Raw genomic sequence first — 20,190 nt, forward strand, 5'->3', positions numbered from 1 at the left:
GATGTAAGATGTAAGATGTTAAAGATAACCCTATTTCAAATCACACTGAATATTATATTTTTTAAGTAGCTGCATTTCAGGTGACAACATCACTTTATCAATCACATTTTGTTTGGTCATAGATTGCGCTGATGGTGGGAGGGATTGACGATTTTCATCTGTCGTTTTATACATATCATCGACATATTTTTTAACAATGCCACAAAATTGTGACTCTTGTTGTGGGTTAAACTGGCTCAATTTCGGATCTAAGCTACGTAAAAAAAATTTCATATCTGCACTGTATTGCGCCGAAATACGCTCAACTTCTCGAACATAGCTTTCTGGTACTGCTGCAAATGTTGAGTGAGCATAGAAAAAAATACTGAATGCGATTAAAATTTTCTTCATGTGAATCAAATACTTTATTATAACTTTAAGTGATTTTAGCTTAACCTGTTCAAGCAAGAATAGAAAGTAAATTTTCTTTAATGGCTCATTTAAAATCACTCATTATTTTTAGTTTTTTAATCTAAGCTTTTAGAGTTTCAACCAGGCTTTTAAATTTTTAGCTTCCGTTCATCTTGCATCACTTTTAAACGTGTATCGATACGGGCACTCATCGCATTATTTTCTTTAGCCAAACGCTTGGCATGTAAAAGTGATTTAATTGCATTTTCTTCATCACCAGACCAATATTGAACTTCCGCCCGATTTCTTAGCACATTGACTGTACGCATTGGATTCTTTTTATCTAAATTTGCCGCTTGTTGTAACAATTGCCAGCCAATAATGTCCTTATTATTTTTATTCACAAAGCGATTAACCAGTTGCTCAGCTTCTTTGGACTTTTGTTGTCGAATATAAACTTCAGCTAATTTATAACTTAATGCACGATTTTCTGGGGTTATGATTTGCTTACTGATGATAGTTTGATAGGCATCGTCTAGCTTATTTCGCCCTAAATAAATATCAGTTTGAATCAATGTAACCAACGTATGCTCAGCGTTAACCTTCTTAGCTAAATTCAGCTGGGTTTGCGCATTGTCATAATCACCCTGCAGTAAATAAAATTCACTTAAAGCCAATAAACCCGCTAAATTATTGGATTGTGCTAAAGCCAGCAACTGACGATCAGTCGCCTGTCCCGAAATCACTGCGGTATACCATTTAATAATATTAAAATCAGATTGTTGAGCACGAAAAGGAACTTTTGGAAATTGATTTGCCCTTAATCTTGCTTCACTCATACGCTCAGTTGTTAAAGGATGAGTTAACCAAAAATCAGGTAAAAAACTCAAACGACTGGTAGACCGATGCATGGTTTCAAAGAAATCAGCCATACTTTCTGGGTCATATCCTGCACCATACATAAACTGCATGCCAATCCGATCAGCTTCACGTTCTTGATTTCGACTATAACTGAGCTGCTTGTCCATTAATGCAGCTTGTGTACCCATCATCACCGCCCCACCAATATCACCATCCGCTTTGGACGCCAATGCAGCACCGACAATAATTCCAGCAAGTGCCAACAAACCTTGCCCTTTAAATGCTTCTTGTGAACGGCTGTAATGACGTTGTGTGACATGGGCAATTTCATGTCCCATCACACTGGCAACTTCATCCATATTACTTGAAGCTGTAATCATTCCACTATTTAGGGCAAACATACCGCCAGGTACTGCAAATGCATTGATCTGAGCATCTTTGATCACCACCAAGCCTACTGGCTGTGAAAGCTGGGTCTGACTGAGAATTTTTGAAAAAACCAGCATAAACTGGTCTTCCAGCCAAGGATCTTGAAGAACTGGCATTTGATGTTGAACTTGACGATAAACTTTTTCACCAATGGTTTTTTCTTTTTGTTGATCAATAAACCCTACTCCACTGCCAATCTCAGGTACTTCAAATTGAGTACTATTCTGAGTTGGCAAAAAATCATCAGCTGAGCTCATTGAAGTGCTTAAGCAGAGACAAAGGCTGAGGAAGGTCTTGTTCAATTGATCATCCCAATTATTTTAATATTCTAAATATAACATTGAATTTAGTACAAATTCGCAATGAAGTGTTAGGGGGCTGTAAACATTTCATATGTAATTTGCATTGTCAGCAAACATTCAACATCAACTAAAAGTTTTCATTGACTAAATATCTTGGTGTGCGTTGTTCCAAAGCATCGACTAAATTTTGAAAAGCCAGTTCCGCCATTTTCTTACGCGTCTCGGCGGTTGCTGAACCGATATGCGGTAAAGTCACGACATTGTCCAACTCAAACAATGGCGATTGTTGCAACGGTTCTTTTTGGTATACATCTAGACCCGCAGCAAAAATTTGACGGTTCCGTAAAGCCTCTGTTAATGCATATTCATCCACTACTGAACCACGAGCAATATTGACAAAAACAGCATGCTTTTGCATCAAAGCAAATTCTTGAGTCCCGATTAAGGCTTTAGATTGGCTATTTAAATCTACCGCGACCACAACAAAATCGGCTTGTTTTAGCAGTGCTTCAAGACTTTTATATTGTGCATTAAACTGTTGTGCCACTTCGATTTTTTCACGACGATTATGATATAAAATATTCATATTAAAGCCATAAAACCCACGTCGCGCAATAGCTGCACCGATATGACCTAAACCGATTATTCCTAAAGTTTTACCGAAAATTTCTTGACCAAATTGTGTCGCATTGACTGTACGCTGCCACTCACCTTGTTTGGTCCAGTGATCTAGACTTGGCACTTTACGTGCAGCACTCATTAACAAAGTAAAGGCTAAATCCGCGGTCGTTTCTGTTAATACATGTGGTGTATTCGACAGCCAGATTTTCTTTTGATTTAAATAATCAACATCGTAATTATCATAGCCCACACTAACAGAGGAAATAATTTTTAATTTTTCTGCAGTTGCGATATTGCTTTCATTAAGCAAACGACCCGCACCAATCATTGCATCCGCATCAACAACTGCTTGACGAATTTGTACATTGATATCTCCTTGCTTAGGATTCAATACAACCAACTGATATTTTTCTGCTAATTTTGCTTGAACTTCTGAGTCGATTTGACTAAATACAACCACTTTTTTATTCATATCCAAGAAAACCTCTCAGTACAGATTTTTAAAGCTAATTCACTTTATTTTGCATAAATTGCCATAGACGGCGTTTTAATAAAGGTTGGTCAATCATCTCTTGTAAACTTGCCAATTCGAACATTTCAGTATTATTTAAATAAGGCAATTGACCAAGACTGATGACTTTGCGCTCTTGTCTTAAGGCATCAACAAACCCTTGAATATATATCGCAGCCCCTCTTCCATCTTGAAGCTGCACCATTGGAAAAGGCCATTTCAAATCATAAAAGTGCCCTACAAAGGCTTGCTGTATATTGCTCCATAGCGTGAATTGGTCAGTGCTGACTTGAGTACAATCAACAAAGATGACACAGCTTTCAATGCAATAGGCTTGGATTTCAAATGGCGCAATTTGTAATGCAGGCTCAACAGTAAAGTTTGTCTGTTGCTGAATTTGCTCAGGTGCTGAAACTTCTTCAGTTTGCTTTGTTTCAGGATTTCGTTTTAATAGAGAAACTTCAGGCTGATGTGCTTTTTCAATCTGTGACGGATGTACATTTTGATTTTCTAGTTTTGCATTAGATTGAGTTGAATGAATGTTCAACTCAGGCACAACAGCAATATTCTGTTCAACTTGAGCAATATCACGGTATAGCGCATTTTCATAATGACGTGTTTGAACATCAACCTTGGGGATCCAAAGCTCTATTCCCATCGTAGCCAAAATGCTACGCTGATGTTCTGATACATTCATATTCATTATGGATTCAATACACACTATTCAAGCTATATTTTAGCTGTGTTTTGACTTTTTTGTCGCACTAATCAAAGTAAAAAAACACGATAAATTAAATTTAAGCGCAAGAAGATGTTACATGCTGATTTTAGCGACAATCATTGAGCACCAACTCACTATAAAGATGTGATTAAAATTCCGTACTTTGCCGTAAGATACATCCCCTGACGAATGATATCTGTACCATTGGCATGATCAACTTTGAGTTCTTGAGTCAACACATCAAATTGAAAAGCATCATAACAATCTTGATGTTGGCATAACCAATTTAAAGTATCAGCAAGATGTTCATCGACAATATAATTTTCAGCTAAAAAATCTTTAGACATTATGATTCAAAGACAATAAAAGAAGAATAGCGTTATTCTAACGCAAATTTAGCAACACCTTAAAAAAAACAGGCTTAAGCATTAAACATATACAAGACATAAGCAATCAACCGAGTACGCCGATGAACATAAGGATGAATAGATAATCTTACAAACTAGATTTTTATTATTTTCATTTAGAGAGGTAACGCTTTCTAAATATCACCATATTTTCTCGTATGATCATAATATAGTGATATTTTGCAATCGCTTCTAGAAAATTAATGATGAGCACCACACTTACGACACTCTTTCACCACACTATTATGTCCAATTTCATATTCAAAACTGTGGATACACAATAATTTTCTGATTTTTTGAAACATTTTAAAACTCCTTTTAATATCTTACACCAATATAGTTTCATCCTAAAACATCAATGCCTTAACAAGACATGTGATATGTTTAGCATATCTACATATATCTGAGTAATACTTTTTCCTAGTTCTTTAGTCTGATACCGCAAATTTCATCATCAAATTTTCAAATCGTGATAATCCAACTAAGTTATTGTTTTTTCTTGGTTAAAACTATAAAAATATTGCAAAAATATATTGTTTTTAAGCTTGATTTAATCTGACTTTTATATAGGATGAAATGATAGCTTTTTTTATTTAACAATTTTTTTCACTTAGAGAGCTTCAGAGAAAAAAACAATTTAAGCCTATCAACAAGATTATAAAGGAATTTTATATGCAAGGACGTATGATGCAGCAACCATTATTAATCAGTAGCCTCATTGAGCATGCTACTCGTTATCATGGTGATACTGCGATTATTTCAAAAAATACTGATGGTACGATTACAAAAACAGATTGGACACATGTAAGTGAAAACGCGAAACGCTTTGCCAATGCGCTTGCTGGACTGGGTTTAGGTTTAGGCGACCGAGTTGCAACGATTGCATGGAATAATCATCGTCATCTTGAATCTTGGTATGCAATTTCCGGAAGTGGTTTGGTCTGCCATACCATTAACCCTAGACTCTTTCCTGAACAATTAATCTTTATTATCAATGATGCTCAAGATAAAGTAGTTTTATTTGATAAAACATTTTTACCACTAATCAAAGCTGTGAAAGCCCTTACCCCTAATGTAGAGCATTTCGTCTATCTGGGTGCTTTTGACCAAGATATTGCTGATGCCCTCCCAGAGGTTAAATTCTATGATGTGCTGATTGCAGAACATTCAGTACAGTACCAGTGGCCAGATTTTGAGGAAAATACCGCAAGCTCACTATGCTATACCTCAGGGACAACAGGTAACCCCAAAGGCGCATTATATAGTCATCGCTCAACCATTTTACATACCTATGCGATCGCACTACCCGACTCTCTAAATTTATCTGCAAAAGATATTATGTTACCTGTTGTTCCAATGTTCCATGTCAATGCTTGGGGTACACCTTATGCCGCAGCTATGGTTGGTTGTACATTGATACTCCCGGGGCCAGGTTTAGATGGCGGCAGCTTAGTACAAATGATTGATGAATATAAAGTCAGCATTGCGCTTGGTGTACCAACCATTTGGCAAGGCTTGCTTGCAGCAGCAAAACAATCTGGTAGTACTCTTGAAAGCCTTAAACGCAATGTCGTTGGCGGTTCAGCCTGCCCACCTGCGATGATGAAAGCATTTAAAGACATTTATCATTGCGAAACTATTCATGCATGGGGCATGACTGAAATGAGCCCATTGGGCACAGGTAACCAACTCAAAGCCAAACACCTAAATTTAAGTGAAGAAGAACAATTCAAAGTTCGCTTATCGCAAGGTCGCCCACCTTTTGGCGTAGATTTACGTATTACCGATGAAGAAAATGGCACACATGAAGTTGCTCGTGATGGACATAGCACTGGGAATTTGCAAGTAAAAGGTCATTGGATTATTGAATCTTATTATGGAAAATCTGAAAAAGCGTTAAGTGCTGATGGTTGGTTTGATACTGGTGATATCGCTACGATTAATGAGGATGGCTATCTACTGCTAAGCGATCGTGCCAAAGATTTAATTAAATCAGGTGGCGAGTGGATTTCTTCTGTTGAGCTTGAAAACATTGCTATGAATCATCCTGAAATTGCTATGGCTGCTGTAATTGCAGCAAACCACCCGAAATGGGATGAACGCCCTGTGGTAATTGCGATTAAACAACAAGGTACTCACATTACTGAACAAGATTTACTGGATTACTATGCAGATAAAATTGCAAAATGGCAAATCCCAGACAAAGTCATTTTTGTAGATTCCATTCCTTTAACAGGTACTGGCAAGATGTTAAAGCGTGATTTACGTGAACAATATAGTGATGTGTTATTAACGGAATAAATCCTTTGAATAAGCTTTAAAGAATTACTAACGAATCATATCGAATTGAAAAGCCCAATGTGCCATTGGGCTTTTTCTATTTCACAAAAAAAAACTAGATATTTAAACCAATGATTCACTTTGAACAACTAGCTTAAATAAGCAAAATAAATACAAGATAAATACTCCTAACATATACATTTTTTTGGCTTTTCAATCGTATGTACAATATTTTGCGCTACGCACATTCAAACCATTTAACGATCTGCGCGGTTTACCTCAATGACTCATCTCATTTTATATAAGCATAAAAAACTCGGATCGAAATCCGAGTTTTTCAATATTGTTCAACTACATTTCAATGCCAATCGCATCTAAAATGTTTTATCAATGTCTAGAACCGCCAATGATAGAACACATCAATGGCTTTTTCTAAGGACTGACTTGCTTCCAAATACAAACGTTTATTCATTTGATAACGTAAAGTCAGTTTATTCACTGGTGTAAATACCCCCACACCATAACGAATATACAAGTCTGGCGTAATATATCCAGTCAAACTGACCTGAGTATCATCACCTGTACCCTGCGCATCAAAAGATAAACCACTTAAACCAAAAGTACGTCCAATTTGATTGGTAAATGCTCGCGTTCCACCTAGACCCAGACTAATCCCTGCTGCCGCAATAGTATTGTTTACATCCGATTTAAAGCCTTCAGCATTACTTAAACCACTCGAACCTTCATTAATACGTCCTGTGATTAAAGCATTCATTGCTTCCTGATCTGACAGTCCAGCATCGTTATAAACTTGGATATTTGGACTTGAAGCAGTACCTGTAATACGAAGTCCTACTGTGCTTCCAGAAATACTCTTATTGGTATCGACATCTAATGTAGGATTGGACAATGGTCCATTAAAACGAGCAATCGCACGATTCAAATCCAAGCGTTGACCATAAGCCTCAACGGTTACTTTCTGACTAACACCAATTGCGCCATTGGCACGCATCGCAGTTTCTAAACCGCGTTGAGACAGGTATAGACGTCCAACCAATGGAATACGACTGTTAAACCCTTGGAAAATCACCTTATCACCTAAGTTTACCGAGACATCTGCACGTATAGACCACGGTTGTGCTGCTTTAAGCACAGCCAACTGATTTTGACCTTCTTTCACAATACGAACATCAGGTGATACATTGACTACTGTTGCACTTGATTCAGGCATTGAAATTAATGCACTAGGAACATCAACCTTACCTTTCACTGTAATTTTTTTACTTAAAGGTAATGCATCCAATTCGATATCTGTATCAACAATTGCAGTAATGAGCGGTGCTTGACGAATCAGCAATTTATCGCCATTTAAACGTAATTGTACATGAGGGTCATTTTTCCAATCGATACTACCGCTAATTTTACCTACACCACGACCACTATTAAAAGCACCATTAATTGTTGCAACATCTTGACGAATTGAAGTGTAAATCTGAACATTATTTAAGTTCACAGGCAGTGAAATCATACTAATTTCACCATTTTTCAATCGCATTTCACCATCAAACAATGGCTGTGTGAGTGTCCCGTTAATTTTGCCTGCAAGTGATAACGTTCCATCGAGTTTACGAACATCGGCTATAAACGGTTTTAATATTTTCAACTGAACTTCGTTAAATGCTACCTCTCCACGCATCGGCTTAGACGCCACATATGGGTTCACAATAACGCTGGCATATCCCGTCCCCACATTAGGAGCTTTCAAATCAACACGTAATAACAATCCATCTTTTATGCTTTTCGCAATTACACTGGCTTCGTCATAGTTCATTGAAGTCGAAGGGTCATTAGGATCTTCAGCAGCAATACCAATTTGCCCATTACGGGTAACAAGTTTAGCATCCAGTTTAGGTTGTGCACCTTTAGCCCATGATGCTTTTGCATAACCATTTAATTTGCCAGTTAATGCTAAACCTTCTGGCATAAATGCTGCAAAATCATTCAGATCCAGATTCTTGGTGAGGAACGAAACATTACCATTTTGCTGACTTGCACGTATGGGTTGATCAAAACACAATTGGCTTTGCTGGCTTGACCAACAATGTTGACCTACATATAGCTCCGATTTTGAGGCATTAAAAATGACCGGTGCATTTTGCTGTTGCAATAAATGCGCTCTTACAGAGTCAAATTCGCCTTTCTGAATCTGACCTAACCAATCGTTTTGGGCATTAAATCCGCCTGCAAGTTGCACATAGAACTTAGAATAATAATTCCACGCCTGAATCTGCAATAAATGTGCTTTACGAGTTCCTGAAAGTGTAATCCCTGCATGCTGGATTTCACGATTCCCACTACGCAAAGTATCCATTTGCGCAACCATTTTAGAAGCTACAGTTTCTGAGGTTGGCAGTTCACCTTTCAAGCTTAATTTTTTAATGCTTAAACTGTCATTAAAACTAAAATTATCGACAGTGAGGTTGGCAGTTGCACTCAAACGCGGCTGGGCTTGTAAATTTAAATAACCATAAGCTGTACCACGTAATCCTGGATAAAGCTCATATAATGCAGGTGCATTGACTTTTAATCTTAGATTCTGTGCATTTCCTGTAGCCTGTACTTGATTGTTGGCATAAGACAAAAATAAATTATTTGCCTCAAATTGCTGTGGCATGAGACCCTTTAAATCAGAATTCAAAACGACTGCAAGGTTACCACGCCCTCTCAATGGCTTATTATTGATCATGCCTGCAATATTCAATTGTTGAATATTGATTTTCTTCATACGATCTGACCAATTCCCCTGAGTCTTCACATTACCAGAGATTTCACCACGTACAGAAGAGACAAAATACTGCGGTTTAAAACGCACCAAAGATGCATTGATGTCCCAACCGATACCATTACTGATATGAACCAAACCATTGGCTAAAATTTTTCCTGCAATACCATCATGTTGTAGCTCAGATATTTTGATTAGCTCAGGTGTACCCGAAACTCTAATCTTCAACAAACCACTACCTTGTTTCATCTGTGATGCATTTAATGCACCATCATAATTCACTGCAAAGCCTTTAAAAGCACCACCGGCATTGGCGTCATTGAAAATAACTGCTGCAGTACTTTTACCAGTCAATTGGATTGTTTCAGGATTGGCTTGATTTGCGAGTCTACCTGTTAAATTAATCGCATCAAAGTTAATCAGTTGTTGATTTGGTTTTGCAAATCCATTGGCTTTTATTTGTCCATTGATTAAATCTACTGGTGCAGTTGCAATGATACTTTGTGGATTGAAATCTTTTGCATTTAACAAAGCATTCCATTTTAACTGACGTTTTTCAGTTGGTAATTCCACAACTGCATTCCCAGATAAACTGCCTTTAGCAGCCACATATTCAAATGCAGGGACATGTAAATCATTACCTTTTAAGTCCAGCTGAGCTGTGTATTTACCCTCAGGCAAACTGCCTTTTTCATGCTGACGCACAACGGTTGCCACATGAATGTTTTGCTGATCATCAACCAGTGCAACTTCAACCTGACCTTGTTCACTACTCAACCAACCAACATAAGGCACTGCTCGGTCAATATTTTTCCAGTTCACACCCAATAACATAGGTTCAGGCTTTTTACCCTTTTGTTCAGCTTGATCTAATTTAACGTTCCAAGCTTCATATTTGTCAAAATCCACATTGGCGGTTAAATGCATACCTTGTTTAAGTGCACCTACTGATCCAATTTTGGCATCAAGTGAAACAGGTAAAAAGTCTTGAATCACTTGTGGAATAATTTTATCTTTTGGATTAATTCGATCTAAACGACCTTGCACATCCCAATGTACATGATCTTGCCAACTCACCAAGCCAGCAAGATTTAAAGCACCACCCATCAATTGACCATTTAAGTTGTTAATATTCAACTGATTGGTTAAATCGGTATGCGCTAAAGCAGTATATTGACCTTGCGGAATATTTTTACCACTGATATCAGTATTGATATCTAGGTTTAGGCCTTTAACATCACCATGGAATTTTGCCAAACCATTTTTAGAAAGTAATTCTTGTTCCTGTAACAGCGGCCAGTGATAATCTTTAAACACCAAAGCACCATTCATTGGAACATCGTGACGCATTGGGTGAATTACTGCCCAACCTGTTAAAAGATCGGGAGTTTTGGTTGCAACGCCAGCTTTAATAGTGTCGAGTGAGCCGCGCGCATGTACATAAATATCTTCAACATTTAAACTTTTTAAACTTGGGATTTTTAAAATAGCTTTAGCATTAAGCGGATAATCTCCTTGTTTAAAGTCCATATTACCTGTTGCGTCTTTTACAGATAGATAGCCCATGTCCATTTTAGAGTTTTCAAATTTAAGCTCTGTACCAGACCACAATGCGTTTTCTAAATGAATATCCTTAAAATCAATTTTTGTAGATGATGTTTGAAACTGCATGTGATCTACATTTGCCTCATCTAAACGTAAAACAAAAGGTAGTTTGATTTCGCTAAATTTAAATGGCTCATCACTTGGAGGGGTTTTACTGATAATTCTTAAATTATTGACATCGGCATGGCTGAGATGAATTTCTTTGTCTAATATTGCTCTCCAACCTAATGAAATATCTGCACGATCAATTTTGACATCAACCGAACTCAAGGTAACCAAAACATTTTTTAGAATAATCCCTTGAAGTAGATTTCCACTTTCATATTGATAATCAATAATTTTCTGACTTGAAGCTACCCGATCCAATAAAAACTTACTGCCTTTATCGGTACTAAACATCACAGCCAATGCAGCAATCAATAAAATAATGACCAAAAGCAATGACATCAGAATATTACGTAATATATTACGCTTCTTCGGAGCTTGCTCTTGCTTTAGTTGATCATTTTGAACATCTTGATGTTCTTCATCAGCCATAATATTTCCAGTATTTCTCTTATATTTTTAGTTAATTAAAGTTGTGAACCAATAAAGAAGTGCAGTCGAATTGGATGTGCAGGATCTGAAACACCTGATGCAACATCAATACGAATCGGACCAATTGGTGACTTCCAACGTATTCCTAAGCCTAAGCTATATTGGGTATCGTTACTAAATGATTTATCGTAAGCATTACCAAAATCGCTGAATATAGCTCCACGCCAACCCTCTTTAAATTGGTAATTGTATTCCAATGACCCAACAGCCAAACCTTGACCACCCACTTTATAGCCATATTCTGTTGGGGAGAGGCTCTTATAGTCAAAACCTCGTAAACTTTGATCGCCACCAGCAAAGTATCTTAAATTATAAGGAACTTTTTCAAAATCCTTAGCAAAAATATAACCAACATTTAAGCCACCTACAAACTGATGATTATCATTTTCACCGAACGAATATAAGCCTTTCCAATCCGCGCTCGTAATTGCCATATCAGTATCTGAAAGTAAGGATTGACTTCCAAGCTGAATTTTATAACTTTGTTTATATCCTCGTGTTGGATTGATACGATTATCACTGGTTGTTTTGGTTGCTTCATAACCCAATAACAATGACTGTTGTTCTTGATTAGAGCCAGGAATTAAAAAAGCGTCAGGAATATTGGCAATATCTACAGGGCCATTTTGAGTGACACGGTCTAAACGGTAACGCACACCTAGAATATGTTGCCACTCTTTTCTTGAACCTTTAATAATACGGTCAACCCCAGCAACAGCAGACTCGATGACCAAGTCCATGTCATTACCAATACCATCACGAGTTTCGCGTTCATAACCTGCAACTAGACTAAAGTAATCATTTAGTGGATGTTTATAAGGAATGTTATAACGAGCATCAATAGCTTGGCGGATTTCTGACAATTCCATATTGGCATCAAAAGAATGTCCCAGATGATTGACAATCGCACGTCTATATTGACCACGTAAACGTACGCCCGTATCCGTCCCATAACCAATACCCGTTTCTAAGCTGTTTAAGCGGTCCGCATTTAAGGTCACGATCACTGGGATCTTTTTATTCTCACGAGCCTGATCTTTGAGTAGATCTTCATCTGATTCTTTTTCTTTCTGTTGCGCTTGAAGCTGCTTTAAGTTTGGATTGACTTCTTCCCCTTGCGTCCCCGCAAACTGATTTTCATTGACCACATTTTGAGTCACTTCTTTATCTGACAAATGTGCTTTATCTGCATTGGTTTGAGCAGACAATGTAGTTTCAGTAATTTTCTGCTGGTCCACTAAGGCTTGCAGGTCTGCGGGAAGTTCAAGTGGTTTTACAATTGCATCCGGCTTAACCGCATCAACCAAGGTATAGTTAAAATAACGCGAGTTGGTTAAGTTGTTGGCCAAACCATTGACACGCCATGCGGTATAATCCGCTCCATCTTCCCACGGTGCTAAGGTTTTTAGTATTTTTAAATCAATCGGGAGTGGCTTAGAAGGATCACTCATTCTAAACTCCACATCTTGCAATTTATAACGATCACCCGTTTCGTATTTTAAATCAATTTTGGCTTTGTTTTGCGGTTGCTCAACTTTGACATCATGTAAACGCCAATAACCATCAAAAAATCCGTTATTTGAGGCTGCATCCACAATTCGGCTTTTTGTAGATTCATAGGCGCCGTGATTGAGAATATCACCTTCTTCTAAATCAGGAAGTACGCCAATAACTTGGAACTGTGCCAGTTTAGAACCTGCCCCAGTAAACTCAATATTTTGTTCAGCCACTTTGACTGGATCATGTGGCGTGACTTTAACACCTAAATGAGTATCATCAATTTTGCTAAATTTGAATTCCGCATTGTAATAGCCCACCGCTTGGGCAGCCTGTACAGCGAGTGTTCTCAACTGTGGTACTGAACCGTTAAAATCAGAATATGCTTCTTGGGTAAAGGTGCCTAACTTTGCTTTTAAATTAGTTGCAAGAACCGCAGGCGCACCCGTCACTGAGACACCGATTTTTGGAATTGGTACACCGTTGTCTTGTGGTCCACGAATTTTATTGACTAAACTTTTAAAGAAGCCAGGTTTAGCCTTTTCTTCATCAGTATTACTCTGTGTATTATCAACCAAAGTTTTACCCGATTGATTTTCTTCTACAGAAATTTTGTTGTCTGCACGAATAGTTTGTATAAGTTCATCAACATTGACCGGCGCTTGCGTAATTTCATTCAATTCTTGCTGGGTCGCATTAGTCACTTCAACTTGAGGTGCTTTGGTCACCCCATTACGAAAATTCTGTGCATCCGTTTTTGCATCTTCTGCAACTTTATAAATTTCATTTGCTAAAGACTGATCCACAGCAACAGCAGGTAACTCTTCAAGATCTTCAAATTGGATCGGCTTAAAATCATCTTGCACCCCCATATTTTTTTCTTGTTGTTCAAGCATTTTAACGCTATCTATTTGATCAGTTTGTTGAGCTTGTTGAATTTTCTGATCTAACTGGTCGATCTTTTCGTTGGATACGCCTTGTTGAATGGCCGCTGATTCTAATTGTTCTTGAGTATTGCTGATTTTTTCAGAACTTGTACTGATGGTTTCAGAGCTTGATGGCAAGTTCTGATTGCTTTGTATTTGATCGGCATAACTGACAGGGATCGCAAAAACACTTAAAAAAACACTTGAACATATCAGTTTATTGATATGATAACGGTCAAAGTGTAAATGTACACTATGTGAAAGCACAGATTTTTTAAAATTAATTTTTGCTGGCATACCAAGCTCGAATGACCTAAATTTATTTGTAGAAAGATCAATTATTAAAAATCTTTCAAATACCCAAACCAATTGGTTTTACACATGATTTAAGTTAAAAACATGATACATGATTTTGAGAGATAGTTACCATTTCAACACATTTCTTATATATAACTAAATGAAGTCGTCTACAATGGAAAAAAATGAGCATATTTTAGGGACAAGACGTTTTTTACCGATGTTCCTTACCCAGTTTTTTGGCGCCCTGAATGATAATGTTTATAAACAATCATTATTACTCGTCATTACCTATGGTTGGATTCATCATCAGTCTGCCAATATCAGTACACTCAACAATCTCGCTGCGTTACTGTTTATTCTACCCTATTTCATCTTCTCTGCGACCGCAGGTCAAATTGCAGATAAATACGAACGCTCATTTTTAGTCCGAAGTATTAAAATTTTAGAAATCATCATCATGCTGATCGCCTCAGCAGGTTTTTTATTGGGTAATCTTTGGATTTTACTCTTCGCCTTATTTTTAATGGGCACGCATAGTACTTTTTTTGGGCCAATCAAATATGCGATTTTGCCTGAAATTTTAAAACCCAATGAACTGATGTCTGGTAATGCCCTGTTTCAGTCAGGCACATCCATTGCGATTCTAATTGGGATGATTTTAGGCGGCGCAGTCATTTCGCTGTCACAAGGCAATATGATCTGGATTTGCTTAACCATCGTATCTATTGCAGTAGTAGGTTATTTATCCAGTCGTTTTGTCCTTAAACAATCTACTTCAAATGAAGACTTAGAGATCGATTGGAATTTCTTTCGTACCAGTTTCCAAACCATCCGCTATGCTAAAAGTTTACCGTTAATTTTTATCGTACTTTTAGGCAATTCTTGGTACTGGTTTTATGGTGCAACTTATCTCACACAAATCCCGCAGTTAACACAGCAAAACCTACATGCCAATGAAAATGTTGTTAGTTTATTGCTTACATTTTTTTCTGTCGGCATTGGCGTAGGTTCGTTACTGTGCCGTAAAATTGGCGGTGCAGAAGTGAATATCAAAATGGTACCGCTTGGTGCGATTGGCTTAACGCTATTTGCACTCTATTTAGCAACTAGTTTGGCTTTTGTTCCAGAACGTACCGGTGATCTGATTGCGATTTCTGATATGTTTAATTCAGGGGCAATTTATTATCATGTCATGCTTGCAGTCACCTTATTGGGCATAAGTGGAGGTTTTTATATCGTTCCACTTTATGCCATGATGCAAGCCTATGCCCCAAAATCTCACCGTGCACGTGTGGTTGCGGCAAACAATATTTTTAATGCAATATTCATGGTTTCATCGGCAATTTTTTCTATTCTCATCTTAAGTATTTTGAAAATAGATATTAAAATCTTATTCTGTATCACAGCTGTGCTGAGTGCTATTTTTAGTACTTGGTTATTAATTCGTTTAAAACCATTAATAGCGACAACTCAGGTTTCTTTGGAGGACTAATATGCGTCAATATACTGGCATCGATAAATTGATCAATTCATTTGACCAAGCTTTAAGAAGTTTAGTACCTGGTGCAACTTCGGCACAAAGAAGCAATCCATCCAATGCAGTCGAAACTAAGCTGGCTGTCAGTGAAGCACGTCATGTTGCAGGCTTAATGCGCGTTAACCATAGTGGTGAAGTCTGTGCTCAAGCGCTTTATCATGGGCAAGCATTAACAGCCAAACTTCCAAATGTACGTCGTGAAATGGAATTTGCAGCAATTGAAGAACAAGATCATTTGGCTTGGTGTGAAGATCGTTTAAAAGAGCTCGACAGTCATACCAGTTTGCTGAATCCTGTATGGTACGGTCTTTCTTTTGGTATGGGTGCGCTTGCTGGCATTGCAGGTGATAAATACAGTTTAGGTTTTGTGGCTGAAACTGAACGCCAAGTCAGCTTACATTTACAACACCATATCAGTCAGCTTCCAGCTCAAGACGAGCGCTCACGTAAAATATTGGTGCAGATGAATGAAGATGAACTGCATCATCGTGATACAGCATTAACTGCTGGTGGTGTAGAGCTGCCTATTCCAGTGAAGATCACCATGACTGCTATTTCTAAACTGATGACCAAGACCAGTTATTTTATCTAATTTATCTCACAGCATGATTTAACTGATTTACAAGCCCACTTGCTGGGCTTGTTTTTTAGCATTTTACTAAGTTCTGTTTAACCCACATTTTGATATAGAGCTGTGGGTTAAAATAAAAAATTAGTCAGCAACACCCAAAAGTAATTTAGCTGTATTCGGTGGCAATTTTGCAGTTGCGACAGGCAATAAAGATGGATTGAGCGGATATTGAGTTCCATCAAATTTCAACATCACTTGCCCATGCTTTCGGCTATAAACCAGCACTTGCTTCCAACCATTATGCATATATGTTGTAGAGTAAACTGGCGTATCCACCAAGGTTGTTTTACTTAAAAAGTCAAACTGGTGATTAGATTTTCCTTGAAAGATCAGCATTGTACAACCACCAGACCCACACCAATCTTGCCCTTTTAAAAGCACGATGGCTTCATCTTGCCCATCTTGATTGAGATCATCAAATGCCACATCAAATAAAGCTTGATCTTGTGTATAAGCATTCACTTTTTGCTTAAGATTGTTATCCCGCTATTGTAAGCTTTGCACTTCACTTACAGCTTGTACTGGTGTAACAGATTGTTCAGGTAAATGGCGACATGCACTAAATAAAAGCACACAACTGAATAATGCCAAGGGCTTAAAATACATTGTTTTTTAACCTATTTATTTTAAAGACTATAAAATGATAACTGGAAATTGATCTGCGGAATGTTTGAATAATGCATCTTCCCAAAGATCAGACATCGGCACTTTAACATCCAACGCCAATGGTAGTTTCTTTGGATTAAATTGCATTGCAGTTAAATGAGATCCCCATGCAATGAGATCAATATCCAAGGAAATTTGATGTGATGGGCGTACACGACCTGAGTCTGCTTCCATCTTTTTTAATAAAGATAGCATTTCATCTACAGACAGCTGGCTTTGAACCAAACATGCAGCATTCCAATAATCTGCACCAATTCCATCACGGCATGGAATTAAATAGATTGGAGAAAATGACACCATTCCCAAATGGGCAATCTGAGCAAATGCTTTTTGAAAATTTTGTTGTGGATCGCGATTACTCGCTAGAGCTAGGGCGAATATCATTTCGGTGTCGTTCAAGACGAATTCCTACAGAATTTGCTTGCGGGATAATGGCAGGCTTACGGATCGTAATCATAATCGATTCAATAGGCGGAAAGGTAGAGAAAAGCGTATTCAACACCAATTTGGCTGCATGTTCGATCAATTTTGGTGCAGCATCCTGAATCACTTTGGCAGAAATTTCACAAATTTCAGCATAGTTCAATGTATCGACTAATTCATCTGAGTTAGACGCTTGTTCTAAACTGGTTTGAATGTGGAGATCCAACATTAAAGGTTGGATAATTTGCCGTTCCCAATTGAAGCAGCCAATCACAGTCTCAACTTTTAACCCTTCAATGATAATTGCATCCATGACGTTTATAAATTCTCAATTTAAATAAAAAATGCCCTTTTAAAAAAGGGCCAAGCAAGATTATACAATCAGACCTAGCCACTTTTCCACAAGGAGAAAACATCTATATCAATGTTTTAACAGTGACACAGGATCAATATTTTGCACCATCTGTAAACGTTGATCAGCATAAATATCGGTATATGGCGCAAGAACACGCATAAAACGATCAAAATATAGCATTTGCTTAAATAATAACGCGAAGTCTCGTGGGAAACGAATACCATGACGCTCGCCTACACCCACCATATCCATCATGATGTCATTTAAATCTGATGGATTAGACGTCATAATTTTTTGTGGATCTGCAAGTAGTACCCCACTAAATAGACGCTCTAAATCTTCTGCCAAAACCTGAGTATCGACTTGAGTACTGGTCATACCCATACCCAACATATTTTCAGCCATCAACGTGTAATCTGTCTTTTGTAAAGCATCCATAAATGCCATACATGCTTGCCAAACTTCAGGTTTTAACTGTCCTACGATACCAAAATCAATAAAACCAATACGGCCATCTTCAAGTAACATCAGATTACCCGCATGCAAATCGGCATGGAAAGACTGGCATAACATTAAACTACCAAACCAAGTATTCATGGCGGTAATCAGCACTTGAGATGGATCTTTCGCGACTTTTCTGACTACATCAAAATCAGTCAGTGGCACACCATACAAGCGTTGCATGGTGAGTACACGGCGTGTTGAAAATTGATGATAGACCTTTGGAGCTGTTGCTGCCGTGTTTTGAGATACATTGAGATAATTCACAAAATCATCCAAATTTTGTGCTTCTTCAATGAAATCAACTTCACGCACCATACGTGTTTTAATTTCATCAACAATATCTGCCAATGAAGCAAATTTTACTTTTGGAATCGCTTTTTCCAAAACCTTGGTTGCCCAGTGCAATACATTTAAATCGGTATAAAGAATAGTTTCTACACCAGGTTTTTGCACTTTAATTACAACATCTTCACCAGTCACCAATTTGGCAGCATGAACCTGGGCAATAGATGCTGAAGCAAGAGGCTTTTCATCGATAGATGCAAAGATTTCACTTAAATTACGCCCAGCAAATTCTTGTTCCAACACGCCCTGAACATAGCTAAAAGGTAAATAAGGCGTTTGGTCTAAACAGCCTTGAAACTCTTCAACATATTCACGAGGAAATAAAGATGGCGTACTGGCAATAAATTGACCCAATTTAATATAAGTTGAGCCTAATGATTCAAAGGTTTCACGCATCAGTTTGGCATTACTTGGTTTTTCAGTGGCATATTTAATACCTGCTTTGGCCGCGATAACAGCAGTTTCCCCAACTCGGGCAACTGAACGTAGACCATCTAAAAAGATATTATTTTTCATAATGTCAACATTAAATTGAATTTGTATAAGTGTAGCAAATTAATCAGCATTTGCAGTATGGCTTGCCTGACAGTTTGTACAATCTCTATCTTTTTCAAAGGCTAAAATTCGTTGTTTCATTGTTATCCCATCCCATAGCAACAGTTTTTGCTTCAATGGGGTTTTCGCTAAACCTAAAAATAGAAGAGCATGATGTGCCTGTAAACTTGCCATGACATTGGGTGTGGTGGCTAATACACCTGAGTCAGCACAGCGAAGACTTTCATTATGCTGTTGCGCTTTGGGAAATAAGCATTCATAACAAGCTGAATCACCATCAATCATAAAGAGCTGACCTTGAAAACCAATCGCAGAAGCGCTAATCAATGGAACATGCAGCTGGGTACAAATGTGGTTCACCAGATAACGGGTGGTAAAGTTATCACAACCATCTAAAACTAAATCCTGCTGAGCAATCAAAGCTTGCGCATTATTTTCATCCAATTTACTGATATAACTTTCTACTTGGATAAAAGGATTAATTGTTTGCAATCTCTTGGCCAATATCTCTGCTTTATAAAATCCTACATCTTGCTCAACATAAGCAATTTGTCTTTGTAAATTACTCATTTCAATTGTATCAGCATCAATCAGACTAATTTTCCCAATACCTGCACGTGCCAACAATTCGGCAGTGGTACACCCTATTCCACCGCAACCAACAATCAGTACATTGGCGAGTTTTAATTTTTCCTGTGCCTCAATATCCCAACCATCAAGTAAAATTTGACGAGAATAGAGATGCATTTCAGATTCGGTAAGTTCTAGATCATGTTCAAGCATTGGTGGATAAACTTTTCAATTTTAAATAGTATAAAGTAAAAACTTTATAGATGAGAAATAACTAAAAATAAGCTTCAATCCTTGTGATTAAGCTTTATCAATTAGCTCAATGTTTTCAACAGCCCATTCGCAAGTGCATTAGGATATGGACCAACCCAGAAT

Annotated in this window: 15 protein-coding genes; 3 read left to right on the forward strand and 12 right to left on the reverse strand. The window is 37.7% G+C overall.

Features of this window, described 5'->3' with window-relative positions:
* Positions 1–30 precede the first annotated feature (30 nt).
* From ACG9ZL_RS04945 to ACG9ZL_RS04965, 5 genes are all read right to left on the reverse strand, one after another.
* Positions 31–390: a hypothetical protein gene (locus tag ACG9ZL_RS04945; RefSeq protein WP_419327418.1), complete on the reverse strand. Its 360-nt coding sequence runs from the start codon at positions 388–390 to the stop codon at positions 31–33.
* A gap of 149 nt (positions 391–539) precedes the next feature.
* Entirely contained in the window at positions 540–1,937 is a 1,398-nt protein-coding gene (locus ACG9ZL_RS04950) for a M48 family metalloprotease (RefSeq protein ID WP_419330590.1), read from the reverse strand.
* Positions 1,938–2,109: 172 nt separating this feature from the next.
* Positions 2,110–3,075, reverse strand: a complete 966-nt coding sequence (locus ACG9ZL_RS04955; RefSeq protein ID WP_419327416.1) for a 2-hydroxyacid dehydrogenase — start codon at positions 3,073–3,075, stop codon at positions 2,110–2,112.
* A 34-nt stretch (positions 3,076–3,109) separates the two neighbouring features.
* On the reverse strand, positions 3,110–3,817 hold the full coding sequence (locus ACG9ZL_RS04960; RefSeq protein WP_419359269.1) for a hypothetical protein: 708 nt from the start codon (positions 3,815–3,817) through the stop codon (positions 3,110–3,112).
* Between the two features lie 152 nt (positions 3,818–3,969).
* The gene (locus ACG9ZL_RS04965) at positions 3,970–4,182 is read right to left on the reverse strand and encodes a hypothetical protein (protein WP_419327414.1); all 213 of its coding nucleotides are present in this window, start codon (positions 4,180–4,182) and stop codon (positions 3,970–3,972) included.
* 732 nt (positions 4,183–4,914) lie between these two features.
* Here ACG9ZL_RS04965 and ACG9ZL_RS04970 point away from each other — a divergent pair.
* Entirely contained in the window at positions 4,915–6,543 is a 1,629-nt protein-coding gene (locus ACG9ZL_RS04970) for a long-chain-fatty-acid--CoA ligase (protein ID WP_419359270.1), read from the forward strand.
* Between the two features lie 373 nt (positions 6,544–6,916).
* Here the strand turns inward: ACG9ZL_RS04970 and ACG9ZL_RS04975 are convergent, their stop codons facing one another.
* A complete protein-coding gene (locus tag ACG9ZL_RS04975; RefSeq protein WP_419359272.1) occupies positions 6,917–11,446 on the reverse strand; it encodes a translocation/assembly module TamB domain-containing protein in 4,530 nt (1,509 codons plus the stop codon).
* 35 nt (positions 11,447–11,481) lie between these two features.
* On the reverse strand, positions 11,482–14,226 hold the full coding sequence (locus ACG9ZL_RS04980; RefSeq protein WP_419359274.1) for an autotransporter assembly complex protein TamA: 2,745 nt from the start codon (positions 14,224–14,226) through the stop codon (positions 11,482–11,484).
* Between the two features lie 175 nt (positions 14,227–14,401).
* Between ACG9ZL_RS04980 and ACG9ZL_RS04985 the strand changes: the two genes are divergently transcribed.
* Positions 14,402–15,721 carry an MFS transporter gene (locus ACG9ZL_RS04985; RefSeq protein WP_419359276.1) on the forward strand — a complete coding sequence of 440 codons (1,320 nt, stop codon included), beginning with the start codon at positions 14,402–14,404 and terminating at the stop codon, positions 15,719–15,721.
* A gap of 1 nt (position 15,722) precedes the next feature.
* Positions 15,723–16,358 (forward strand): 2-polyprenyl-3-methyl-6-methoxy-1,4-benzoquinone monooxygenase, encoded by a 636-nt coding sequence (gene coq7, locus ACG9ZL_RS04990; RefSeq protein WP_004720993.1) that lies wholly within the window; start codon positions 15,723–15,725, stop codon positions 16,356–16,358.
* Between the two features lie 120 nt (positions 16,359–16,478).
* Here the strand turns inward: coq7 and ACG9ZL_RS04995 are convergent, their stop codons facing one another.
* The 5 genes from ACG9ZL_RS04995 to ACG9ZL_RS05015 form a co-directional block, all read right to left on the reverse strand.
* On the reverse strand, positions 16,479–16,859 hold the full coding sequence (locus ACG9ZL_RS04995; protein WP_419359278.1) for a COG3650 family protein: 381 nt from the start codon (positions 16,857–16,859) through the stop codon (positions 16,479–16,481).
* Positions 16,860–17,030: 171 nt separating this feature from the next.
* Complete coding sequence (locus tag ACG9ZL_RS05000; RefSeq protein ID WP_016539512.1) at positions 17,031–17,462, reverse strand: 2-amino-4-hydroxy-6-hydroxymethyldihydropteridine diphosphokinase; 432 nt, start codon at positions 17,460–17,462, stop codon at positions 17,031–17,033.
* A complete protein-coding gene (folB, locus tag ACG9ZL_RS05005) occupies positions 17,419–17,799 on the reverse strand; it encodes a dihydroneopterin aldolase (protein ID WP_004720998.1) in 381 nt (126 codons plus the stop codon). Before folB ends, ACG9ZL_RS05000 begins: the two co-directional genes overlap by 44 nt.
* A 108-nt stretch (positions 17,800–17,907) precedes the next feature.
* On the reverse strand, positions 17,908–19,206 hold the full coding sequence (locus tag ACG9ZL_RS05010; protein WP_336953054.1) for an ABC1 kinase family protein: 1,299 nt from the start codon (positions 19,204–19,206) through the stop codon (positions 17,908–17,910).
* Positions 19,207–19,245: 39 nt separating this feature from the next.
* Positions 19,246–20,028: a HesA/MoeB/ThiF family protein gene (locus tag ACG9ZL_RS05015; protein WP_419359280.1), complete on the reverse strand. Its 783-nt coding sequence runs from the start codon at positions 20,026–20,028 to the stop codon at positions 19,246–19,248.
* Positions 20,029–20,190: the final 162 nt, after the last annotated feature.

Origin of the sequence: Acinetobacter legionensis (assembly GCF_048551735.1) — a bacterium.
Taxonomy (GTDB): Bacteria; Pseudomonadota; Gammaproteobacteria; order Pseudomonadales; family Moraxellaceae; genus Acinetobacter.